Genomic DNA, 11,636 nt, shown 5'->3' with positions numbered 1-11,636 from the left:
TGTCGGCGAACGCGCTACAGCGTGAGCTCGAACGAACGCGCGAGCAGCCCCGGCAGCTGCGCGCCTCCGGTGGCGCGCTCGCCGTACGTGTCGTCGTTCGCCAGCAGCGCCGGTGCCGCGCCGAGCTGCTCGAGCTCCGACCCGAACAGCCGGTAGAAACTGTCGTCGAACCGCATCGCGTCGACCGGCGCGACGATGCGCCCGCCTTCGACCCAGAACGTCGCGAACCGCGTCATCCCCGTCATCCGGCACGCGATCGGATCCGAGAAGTTCAGGTACCAGAGGTTGCCGACGTAGAGCCCCGTGTCGAGCGCGGCCAGCACGTCGGCATCGGCGAGCGAGCCGCTCGCGATCGTCAGCGACTGCGGCGATTCGCCGTTGTCCGCGCCGTTCGGCGCGCACCCTTGCTCGCGCGCGGTCCGTGCGCATACGAGCTGCCCGGCGCCCCGCCCTTCGACGACGAGCGGCACGCTGTCGCGCCGGTAGCCGTCCGCGTTGAACGCCGGTGCGATGCCGAGCGAGAAATCCTCGGTGATCGATACGCGCGGATCGAGCGCGACCTCACCGGCGTACAGACGATGCAGCGGGCTGCGGGCGCTCGCCAGCGCGCGCGCCGAGAAGCCGCTCCAGCCGAGCAGGCTCGTCATCTCGTGGACGGCGTCCGGCGCGAAATAGGTGCGGTAGCGCCCGGGCGCCAGCGCCTTCGGCGTGCGGCCGAGCACGGGCAGCCGCGCGGCGGCCGCGTCGACCTTGGCCGCGAACGCCGCATCGCGCCAGTCGTCGCCCGCATAGACGGTCTTGATCGCGCGGCCGCTCGGGTCGTACAGCGACCAGCTGAAGTTGAAATTCTCGACCTCGTACCAGCCGCGGCTGCCGGTCGACGACGCGAAGCCGCGCGCCAGCGTACCGCCCGCATAAAAGCCGACGAAGTCGAGCCCGCGCGCGCATTCGGCCACGATTCGCGCGAGCCCGTCGGCATCCGGCAGGCGCCCGGTGCGGCGCGTTTCCTGCACCCACGACGAGGTATCGAACAGCAGGTGCGGGTCGTCCTGCGCATCGCGCAGGCCGTCGCGCAGCACGGCAATTGCATCCGCCAATTCGCGCAGGTCGGCCGCCGGATCGCCGCACACGGTCAGCGCCGAGTGCGCCTGCCGCGCCCCGTCGACGAGCCGCACGGACAACCGCCCCTGCGTGACGCGCCCGGTCTGGCGGATCCTGCCGCCATTGAAGCGGACGAAGTCGGACGTCTCGCTGTAGAAGCCGAGCAGCACGGTTTCGGCCGGCGTCGTCAGCCGTTGTGCGTCGTCGGCGAGCCGGGAGAAATACGCATGCCAGTCGATGCCGGCCTGGCGTGCCATCGGATCGAATCCCGTCATCACGCCCCTCCGAATACGTCGACGCCGGCGAACACGCAGGCCGGCGCGGCGTGGCCGACACGGATGATCTGCGCAGGCTCGCCCTTCCCGCAATAAGGCGTGCCGTAGATGCCGAACGTGCTCGCATCGCCGACCGCGCGCAGGCTGCGCCAGAACTGGGCGGAGATGCCGCGGTAGTTCGGGCGCTTGACGACCTGCGTGAGCCGGCCGTTCTCGATCAGTTGCCCGAATTCGCAGCCGAACTGGAATTTGTTGCGGTGGTCGTCGATCGACCAGGACGTGTTGGTGCGCATCAGGATCCCGTGCTCGGTGCCCGCAATCAGCGCGTCGAGCGACTGGTCGCCGGGTTCGACGTTCAGGTTCGCCATCCGGTCGATCGGCGCGCGGTTCCAGCCCGACGCGCGCGAGTTGGCCACGCCCGGCAGGCCCGCGCGCTGCTGCGACAGCGCCCCGCCGAGCAGCCGTTCGAGCACGCCATTGCGAATCAGGTACTGCTTGCGCGCCGGCGTGCCGTCGTCGTCGAACGCATAGGACGCGGCTTCGGCCGTCGGCTCCGGATCGAACGTGACGTTCAGCAGCGGCGAGCCATATTGATAGTGGCCGACCATCTCCGGCCGGACGAAACTCGATCCGGCAAAGTTGCGCTCGTCGCCGAGAATCCGGTCGAGTTCGAGCGGATGGCCGATCGACTCGTGGATCTGCAGCATCATCTGGTCCGGCATCAGCAGCAGATCGCGCCGGCCGGTCGGGCAGTTCGGCGCGGCGAGCAACTGCAGCGCCTCGTCGGCAACCCGAACGCCGGCGCCGTCGAAGCCGTAGCGTGCCAGCACGTCGATGCCGCCCTGCGCGAGCGTGCCCGACTGACCGAGCGAGCGCGTCTGCGTGTCGCCGTCGCCGTGGGCAACGGCTTGCAGCTCGGGCATCAGGAAGCGGAAGCGCTGGTCGATCCGCACGCCGTCGCTCGTCACGTAACACTGCTCGGTGTGCACGATCATCACGCTCGCCGCGCGTTCGACTATGCGCGTGCCGAGGTTCGCCGCCGCGCATTCGTGCGCGAGACGCTCGATCCATTCCGCGCGCGAAGGCAGTGCCGCATCGACCTCGGGCGACGCATACGTGCCGCTCGCCTGCGGGCGCGCGGCGTGACGATGATCGACCAGCGCCCACGGCGCACTGGCCCGCGCCCGCGCGGTCGCGATGTCGAGCGCCGCCTGCAGCCCGGCCGGGGACAGGTCGGGCGTCGCCGCATAGCCCGCGCCCGTGCCGGCCCAGGCCGTCAGCATCGCACCGCGCTCGCGCGTCCGCGAGAACGGTTGCGCGACGTCGTTGCGCACCGCATGTTCGTCGATCGTCTCGTCGACGATGCGCAGCGACCAGAAATCGGCGTCGCTGCGCAACGCCTGCGCCGCCTGCGCGGCTCGGGCGCCCGGCGCCCGGTTCTCGTCAATCATCGGTTCTCTCTTGCTGCTCCTGCGGGCCGCGCTCCGGCGCCAGCATGGACGACGCGAGCAGTGCTCGCGTATACGGATGGGATGGCGCATGCAGCACGTCGAGCGTCTCGCCCGCCTCGACCACGCGCCCCGCCTTCATCACGATGACGCGGTGGGCCATCGCGCGCATCACCGCCAGATCGTGCGTGATGAACAGGTAGCTGAGTTTGTACTTCTTTTGCAGATTCGTCAGCAGATTCAGCACCTGCTTCTGGATCGACACGTCGAGCGCGCTCGTCGGCTCGTCGAGCACCAGCAGTTCCGGCTCCACCGCCAGCGCCCGCGCGATCGCGATCCGCTGCCGCTGCCCGCCGGAAAATTCGTGCGGATAGCGCAGCATCGCCTCGGGCGGCAGGCCGACCTCCTGCAGCAGCGCGGCGATCCGCGCCCGCCGTGCATCGCCGGTCACCTGCGGCCGGTGCACGCCCAGCCCCTCGCCGACGATCTGCTCGACCGTCATGCGCGGCGACAGCGAGCCGAACGGATCCTGGAACACCACCTGCATGCGCCCGTAAAGCGTGCGGCGGCCCTGGGTCGTGCGCAGCGACGCGAGCGGCATGCCGTCGATCTCGATCCCGCCCGACGCCGGCCGCTGCAGGCCGAGCACCGCCGACGCAAGCGTCGACTTCCCCGAACCCGACTCGCCGACGATCCCGAGCGTTTCGCCGCGCTTGAGGCTCAGCTGCACGTCGTGCACGGCGCGGAACGTCGTCTTGCCGAGCACCGAGCGCCAGCCCTTTGCCGCGATGCGATAGTCGACGGCGAGCCGCTGCACGTCGAGGATCGTCTGCGCACCGGCGGCGACCGGCTCGATCGCCCGTTGCGGCGCACTGTCGAGCAGCCGGCGCGTATACGGATGCTGCGGCGCCGCGAACAGCGCGGCCGTCGTGTTGGTCTCCACCAGCACGCCCTTCTCCATCACGGCCACGCGCTGCGCGAAGCGCCGCACGAGGTTCAGGTCGTGCGTGATCAGCAGCACGGCCATCCCGCGCGCGGCGGCCTCCTGCTCCTGCAGCTCGATCAACAGGTCGACGATCTGCTGGCGCACCGTCACGTCGAGCGCCGTCGTCGGCTCGTCGGCGAGCAGCAGCCGCGGCCGGCACGCCAGCGCCATCGCGATCATCGCGCGTTGGCGCTGCCCGCCCGACAGCTGATGCGGAAAACTGTCGATGCGCCGCTCCGGCTCCGGAATCCCGGTGCGCCGCAGCAGCGCGATCCCGCGCTCGCGCGCGTCGCCCGGGCGCAGCCCCTCGTGCAGCCGCAGGCTCTCGGCGATCTGCTTGCCGATCGTGTACAGCGGATTGAGCGCCGTCATCGGCTCCTGGAACACCATCGCGATGTCGGCGCCGCGGATCCCGCGCATCTGCTGCTCGGTCTTCGCGAGCAGATCCTCGCCGTCGAACAGCATCCGCCCCGACAGCGTCGCCTGCTGCGCGAGCCGCAGGATCGACAGTGCGGTCACGCTCTTGCCCGACCCCGATTCGCCGACGAGCGCCACGCGCTCGCCGCGGCCGATCGACAGGCTCAGGTCCTGTACAGCCGCATTCGCGCCGAAATGCGCGGAAAACCCGTCGATCTGCAACAACGGTCTCGTCATCACCGCCCTCCGCCGAATGCCGAACCGCGCGTACGCGTGTCGAGCGCGTTGCGCAGCGCATCGCCCATGAAGGTAAGCAGCAGCAGCGTCACCACCAGCGCTGCGAACGCCGCGATCGAGATCCACCACGCATCCAGGTTGTTCTTGCCCTCCTGCAGCAGCTCGCCGAGGCTCGGTGTCGGCGGCGGCACGCCGAGGCCGAGGAAATCGAGGCTCGTCAGCGACAGGATCGCCGCGCTCATCCGGAACGGCAGGAACGTGATCACCGGCGTGAGGCTGTTCGGCAGCACGTGGCGCCACATGATCTGCGCGTTCGTCAGCCCCATCGTGCGTGCTGCCTTCACATAGTCGAGCCCGCGGTTGCGCAGGAATTCGGCGCGCACGTAATCGGACAGCACGAGCCAGCCGAACATCGACAGCAGGATGAACAGCAGCCACAGCGACGGCGTGAAGATCGACGCGAAGATGATCAGCAGGTACAGGTCGGGCAGCGCGCTCCAGATCTCGATCAGTCGCTGCCCGACCAGATCGGTGCGGCCGCCGTAGAAGCCTTGCAGCGCGCCCGTCAGCACGCCGACCAGCACGCCCGACACGGTCAGCGCGAACGCCATCAGCACCGACAGCCGGAAGCCGTACAGCAGCCGCGCGAGCACGTCGCGGCCGAACTGGTCGGTGCCGAGCCAGTTGCTCGACGACGGCGGCGCCGGATACGGCCGCGACGCGAAATAGTCGATCGTGTCGTAGCGATAGCGATTCGGCGGATAGATCGCGAAATTGCCATGCGACTCGATCTTCGTGCGGATATACGGATCGAGATAGTTCGTCATCGCGGGAAAGTCGCCGCCGAACGCCGTCTCCGGATAGTCCTTCACGATCGGAAAGTAATAGTGCCCGTCGTAGCGCACGATCAGCGGCCGGTCGTTCGACAGCAGGTCCGCACCCAGGCTGAGCGCGAACAGCACCGCGAAGATCACGAGGCTCCAGTAGCCGAGCGGCTGCGCGCGAAAGCGCAGCCACGTGCGCCGCCACGGCGACGGCGACGCCGCGCACGCGGCGCAGGCCTGGTCAGTGGTCCAGGCGGTTGAACTGGATACGGGGGTCGACGAGGACATAGCAGATATCCGCGATGAGTTTGGTCAGCAGGCCGATCAGCGTGAACAGGAACAGCGAGCCGAGCACGACCGGATAGTCGCGGCGGATCACCGAGTCGTACGACAGTTGCCCCATGCCGTCGAGCGAGAACAGCGTCTCGATCAGCAGGTTGCCGTTCAGGAACGCGCCGACGAACGCGGCCGGCAGCCCGGTGAGCAACGGGATCGCCGCGTTGCGCAGCACGTGCTTCCACAGCACGTCGCGCTCCGGCGCACCCTTCGCGCGTGCGGTCAGCACGTACTGCCGGCCGATTTCCTCGAGGAACGTGTTCTTGGTCAGGATCGTGACGATCGCGAAGTTGCCGATGACCGACGCCGTCACCGGCATCACGATGTGCCACAGATAGTCGAGCGCCTTGCCGATCAGCGTCAGGTCGTCGAAGTTGTCGGACGTGAGCCCGCGCATCGGGAACACCTGCCAGAACGTGCCGCCGCCGAACAGCATCAGCAGCAGCACGCCGAGCACGAAGCCCGGCACCGCGTAGCCGGCCAGCACCAGCACGCTCGTCACGGTGTCGAACCGCGACCCGTTGCGCACCGCCTTCGCGATGCCGAGCGGCACCGACACCAGGTAGGTGAGGATCACCGTCCACATCCCGAGCGTGATCGACACCGGCAGCTTCGAGCGGATCACCGCCCACACGCTGCGGTGCGCGAAATAGGACTGGCCGAGGTCGAACGTCGCGTAGTGCTTCAGCATCAGCACGTAGCGTTCGAGCGGCGGCTTGTCGAAGCCGAACTGCTTGCGGATCTGCTCGATCTGCTGCGGGTCCACGCCCTGGCTGCCGTGGTAGCCGCCGCCTCCGCCGCCCGCCTCCCCGCCGCGTGCGCTGCCGTGGCGCAACTGCGCGAGCACCTGTTCGACCGGGCCGCCCGGCACGAACTGCGTGACCGCGAACGTGATCGTCACCACCCCGATCAGCGTCGGGATCATCAGCAGCAAACGCCTGAGTATGTATGCCAGCATCGTCGTTCTCCCGTCAGGCCGCCGGCGCGGGTGTCGCCGCCGGCTGCTTCACGTACCAGTAGTCGATGATCCAGTCCTCGTACTGATAGGAATCCGGCACGATCGCCGGGTGGCCGAGCGTCGCCTTGTATGCGATCCGCGCATTCGGCAGGTAGTACTGCGGGATCAGCGCGTACAGGTTGATCAGCACGCGGTCGAGCGCGTGCGTGGCCGTCTCGAGATCGTCGAGCGTGTCGGCCGCGAGCGCCGCGCGGATCAGCGCATCGACGGCCTTCGACTTCACGCCCGGATAGTTCTCGGAGCCCGGCTGCGATGCGGCCGCGCTGCCGAAGCGGCGCGTCAGCTCCGCCCCCGGGATCGTCACGGGCAGGTAGATGTACGTCGTCATGTCGTATTCGAAATTGTCGAGACGCTTCAGGTAGACCGCGCTGTCGATCTCGCGCAGATACGCGTGGATGCCGAGCATCGCGAGCGCCTGCGTGTACGGCAGGATCAGGCGGTCCATGCCGGGCTGGTCGTCGATGATCTCGATCGTCATCGGCGTGCCGTTCGCGTCGCGCAGCGCGCCGTCGCGGTAATGCCAGCCGGCCTGCGCGAGCAGGTCGCGCGCTTGCTTCAGGTTCGCGCGCAACGAGTTGGGCGGCAGCGTCGACGGCTGCTGGACCATCGGGCCGAACACCTCCGGCGGCAACGTCGAACGGAACGGTTCGAGCAGCGCAAGCTCCTTCTCGCTCGGCATGCCGGATGCCGCGAACGGGCTCGCCTCCCAGAAACTGTTGGTCCGGCGGTATTGCCCGTAGAACATCATCCGGCTCATCCAGTCGAAGTCGAACGCCAGCGCGAACGCATGCCGCACCCGCACGTCCTGGAACATCGGCTTGCGCATGTTGATCAGGAAACCCTGCATCTGCGCGGGGCCGTCGGGAAACTCGCCGCGCTTCAGCATGCCGTTGCGGAAATTCTTGCCGACGTACTTGCGCGCCCACTGCGTCGCGCTGTATTCCATCCGCGCGTCGATGTCGCCGGCCTTGAATGCTTCGAGCGCCGTGTACTGGTCCAGGTACAGCTTGAACGACACGTGCGCAAAGCGGAACATGCCGCGTCGCGACGGCAGGTTCGCCGCCCAGTAGTGGGGATCGCGCACGTAGCTGATCTGCTTGTCGTTCTTGCGCTGGTCGATCAGGTACGGGCCGCTCGCGATCGGCGGCACGTTCGCGATCTGGTCGAACGGCGGGCGCGTGCCGTCCGCGCGCTGCCCCCATTTCGGCGAGAACACCGGCAGGTCGCCCGCGATCAGCGCGGCGTCGCGCTCCGCGTGCTTGAACTCGAAGCGCACCGTGTGACCGTCGACGACCACCGCGCGCTTGATGATCGAAAACTGTGCGTTGTACAGCGGCGAGGCCTGCGGGCTCGTCAGCGTATCGAACGAATACCTGACGTCGGTCGCGGTGATCGGGTCGCCGTTCGAGAAGCGCGCGGCCGGATTGATGTGGAACGTCGCCGACAGCCCGTCCGGCGCGACGTCGACGTCGTCGGCGATCAGCGCGTATTCGGAAGCGAGCTCGTCCCAGCTGCGCTGCATCAGCGTGTCGAACATCAGGTTCTTGATGTCCGGCGCGGGCGCGCCGCGCACGAGGAACGGGTTCAGCGAGTCGTAGCTTTGCGCTTCGTCGTAGTTTTCAAATTGGAGCGTGCCGCTGTCGGGCGCATCGGCATTCGCGTAGTCGAAATGCGTGAAGCCCGGCGGATACTTCGGATGATCGTATTGCGAGATCGCCTGCACCGCGAGCGCAGCCTGCGGCATGACGCCGCCCGATACGAGCCACGCGGCGCACACGAGCAGCGCGGCGCGCGTGGCGGCGCGCATCCGCGTAAGCGTGCGCTTCAGGTGCGCGTGGCGCGGTACGCGTGCCCGTCGCCATTTCAACAGTCTCATGGTCAGTCTGTCCGGAAGCGTGCGGGCGTGACGCCTGCGCGCGGTCGATGCCTGTGCCGGACGCCGCATGCCGGCTGCGTCCCGCGGAAGGTTCGTGCTGTTCACGATCGGATAAGCTGCGCCGCCGCGCGTCCCGGTTGCGGGCCGTCGTGGCGCCAGGCGAAAAAAGGCCGCTCCAAAAAGGGGGTAGTGGACGTGGAGCGGCCGGTCTAAAGCCTGTCAGTGCATCGCGATCGCCATCAGAACTTGTACGTCGCGCCGATCTGCGCGAACCGGCCGATATACGAATACACCGATGTGTCGTACCCGCTCTGGTCCAGCGTGCCGTTCGCGAAGATCGGGTCGTACGGCGGCGTGCGGTTGAAGAGGTTGTTGATGCCGCCGTAGATCGTCCAGTTCTTGAAGCCGGTGTACGACATCATCAGGTTGAACTGGCTGTACGAACCGACCTTCGACGGTGCGGGCGCCGGCGTGAGGTTCTGTGCGTACGGGCCCGTGAACTGCCACGTCAGCGCCGCATCGAACTTCCGGTAGTTCCAGTCCAGCGTCGTGTTGCCGCGCCAGCGCGGGAAGCTGCCGCCGAACGGCTGCGTGATCGTGAAGTTGTTGCCCGCGCCATTGACCGGCGTACCGCCCGGGAAGCCGATCTTGTAGCTGTTGATGTACGCCCAGTCGCCCGACAGCGTGAGCGTGCCCCAGCCCTTGAGCGGCAGGCCCTGGCGGAACGTGCCTTCGAAGCCGTTCGTGTCGAGGTAGCCGAGGTTCTGGTACGGGATCACCTTGTACAGCAGCTGGCCCGTCGTCGGGTCGGTCGCGATCTGCGACGGTGCGCCCTGGCCGATCACGTTGTCGATGCGGATCTTGTACCAGTCGAAGCCGAGATCCGTGTAGCGGCTCGGCGACACCTGGAATCCGATGTTGAAGTTGCGCGTGCGTTCCGGCGCGAGGTTCGGGTTGCCGACGGTGATCGACGTGTAGTTCTGGCCGGTGGCCGGGTCGACCTGGATGCCGAGCGTCTGCGACTTGCTGTCCTCGACGAAGGTCGGCGCGCGGAAGCCGCGGTTGTACGACGTATACAGCGTGAGCGCCTTGATCGGCTGGTAGCGCAACGCGAAGCGCGGCGAGAAGGCACCGCCCACGTCCGTATAGTGGTCGTAGCGGCCCGCCTGGCTGAACGTCAGGTTCTCGAGGATCGGCACGTTGATCTGGTAATAGACGGCCGCGACGTTGCGCTGGCCATCCACCGTCTCGAGGTCCGGCGTGATGACGGCCCCGCTCATGTATTCGGCGCCCGGCGTCAGCATTTCGCTCTGGTGCGTGAACTGCGCACCGAAGCCGATGCCGACGTCGCCCGTCGGCAGATGGAACAGGTTCGGCGTCGATACCGTCGCGTCGATCGTGTCGAGCTTCGAAATGCCGAGGTTGTTCGCATTCTGATAAAGCCCGTTGAACGCGTTCGGCGTTGCCGCCGGATTCGCGAAGTTCAACGTCCCGTTCTGGTAGATGTTGTTCAGTGCATTGACGTTCAGCTGGTTCGTGAACACGTTCGACACCGTGCTCTGCGAGTGACTGACCGACGTCGCCCAGTCCCAGTCGCCGTACGGCAGCGTAAACGACCCCTTGATACCCACGGCCGCACGCCAGTAGTTGGCCCAGGTCTTCTGCGCGACCGTGTTCGGAAACGCATAGGTGAGCGGCGTGGCCGCGCCTGTCGTGTTGTACGGGTTGCTGACCGGTACCGTGAAATTGAACGGCGACAGCAGCTTCGTCTGCGGATTCCAGACGAGCGCCGGGTTCTGCGAATTGCCGATCACGTTGTTCCACAGGCCGTCGTTGGTCGTGGTCGTGTTGTAGCTCTCGAGGAAATCCGCGAACGCGGTCGTCTTGTCGTCGATCTTGAAGTCCCCGTGGAGCTTCGCGTTCAGACGCTCGGTCATCGGCAGGATCGACGTGCTTTCGGCCGTGTTGTACGCGCAGACCGTGCCCGGCGACCCGGCCGACAACGAATTCGACACGGCCGGACGCACCGAGCCGCCGAACGGGCAGCCCCCGCTCAGCGCCTGCGCAACGCCGCCGGGCATGTTCCAGTACGACGGCGCGAGCAGCGAGAAGCCGCCCGGCTTGCCCGTGAAGTCCTGGTTGCGCGTCGAATCGCGGTCGGCCAGCGTGAAGCCATTCGACTTGTAGTAACTGAGGGCGGCCGTCACGTTGAAGCGGTCGGCGTTCAGGTCGCCGAAGCCGCCGAGCACGCCGAACTTCACCGTGCCGTCGCCGTTACCGGCGTTGATCGCGCTGCCGAGGCTGCCGTCGAGCTGAAGGCCGCGGAAATTGTGTTTCGTGATGATGTTGACGACACCGCCGATCGCGTCCGACCCGTACTGCGACACGGCGCCCGTCTTCACGATTTCGATCCGCTCGATATCGTTGAGCGGAATCGTGTTGAGGTCGAAGAACGAGTCGACGCTGTTCGAAAAGAATGCGTACGGTGCGACGCGCTGGCCGTCGACCATCACGAGCGTGTACTTCTCGGACAGGCCACGTAGCGCGATGCCCGCCGCGCCGGCCGCGAAGTTGCCCGATTGCCCTTCGCCCCAGCTGTTCGCGGAGTTGGCGGCCGCGTCGCGCAGGAAGTCGGTGACGGTCACCGCGCCGCTGGCCTGGATTTCCTTCGGCGTGATCGTCTGCACCTGCTGGAAACCGGTCTTGTCGGCCTGCCGGATCAGCGAACCCGTCACTTCGAATCGCTTGATCTGTGCGACCTTGCCCTGCCCGTTCGCACTGGGTGCGGCGGGCGTCGCTTCGGCTGCCGCGCCTGCTGCGCCTGCCGCGCCTGCTGTTGCATCGGGTGCCGCGGTGCCCGTGGCAGCGGCGGCACCCGGCGTACCGCCCGCCTGTGCAACGGTCACGGGCGCGCCGTTCGCGACCGCATCCGCGATCGCGACGGCGCCCGGCGCCGGCTGGCTCTGGGCGAACGCCGGCGGCGCCAGTGCGGCCGTCAGCGCCAGCTCCGCCCAGACTATCCTCTTGATGGCCAACGCCAAAACTCTCTGCTTCATCTCGTTCCCTCTCGCTCGTAGTAAGACCCCACCTGCTGTGCGCCGGAACCTTGTGAATTCCTT

General features: G+C 67.4%; 7 protein-coding genes. All 7 read right to left on the bottom strand.

Annotated features, from left to right (window positions below; all coding sequences use genetic code 11):
• Positions 1-14: 14 nt before the first annotated feature.
• The gene (locus G3N61_RS21315; RefSeq protein ID WP_205823517.1) at positions 15-1,376 is read right to left on the bottom strand and encodes a metallopeptidase TldD-related protein; all 1,362 of its coding nucleotides are present in this window, start codon (positions 1,374-1,376) and stop codon (positions 15-17) included.
• The gene (locus tag G3N61_RS21310) at positions 1,376-2,827 is read right to left on the bottom strand and encodes a TldD/PmbA family protein (RefSeq protein WP_205823516.1); all 1,452 of its coding nucleotides are present in this window, start codon (positions 2,825-2,827) and stop codon (positions 1,376-1,378) included. Before G3N61_RS21310 ends, G3N61_RS21315 begins: the two co-directional genes overlap by 1 nt.
• The gene (locus G3N61_RS21305; protein ID WP_205823515.1) at positions 2,820-4,463 is read right to left on the bottom strand and encodes a dipeptide ABC transporter ATP-binding protein; all 1,644 of its coding nucleotides are present in this window, start codon (positions 4,461-4,463) and stop codon (positions 2,820-2,822) included. Before G3N61_RS21305 ends, G3N61_RS21310 begins: the two co-directional genes overlap by 8 nt.
• Positions 4,463-5,575 (bottom strand): ABC transporter permease, encoded by a 1,113-nt coding sequence (locus tag G3N61_RS21300; RefSeq protein ID WP_205823514.1) that lies wholly within the window; start codon positions 5,573-5,575, stop codon positions 4,463-4,465. The genes G3N61_RS21305 and G3N61_RS21300 overlap by 1 nt, the downstream gene beginning before the upstream one ends.
• Positions 5,529-6,581 carry an ABC transporter permease subunit gene (locus G3N61_RS21295; protein WP_089450548.1) on the bottom strand — a complete coding sequence of 351 codons (1,053 nt, stop codon included), beginning with the start codon at positions 6,579-6,581 and terminating at the stop codon, positions 5,529-5,531. Before G3N61_RS21295 ends, G3N61_RS21300 begins: the two co-directional genes overlap by 47 nt.
• Positions 6,582-6,594: 13 nt before the next feature.
• The gene (locus G3N61_RS21290) at positions 6,595-8,517 is read right to left on the bottom strand and encodes an extracellular solute-binding protein (RefSeq protein WP_205823513.1); all 1,923 of its coding nucleotides are present in this window, start codon (positions 8,515-8,517) and stop codon (positions 6,595-6,597) included.
• A gap of 239 nt (positions 8,518-8,756) precedes the next feature.
• On the bottom strand, positions 8,757-11,573 hold the full coding sequence (locus G3N61_RS21285) for a TonB-dependent receptor (protein WP_205823512.1): 2,817 nt from the start codon (positions 11,571-11,573) through the stop codon (positions 8,757-8,759).
• Between the last annotated feature and the right edge of the window lie 63 nt (positions 11,574-11,636).

Source organism: Burkholderia sp. Ac-20349 (assembly GCF_017104865.1).
Classification (GTDB): Bacteria; Pseudomonadota; Gammaproteobacteria; order Burkholderiales; family Burkholderiaceae; genus Burkholderia; species Burkholderia aenigmatica.
This window is presented reverse-complemented; position numbering and strand designations above follow the sequence as displayed.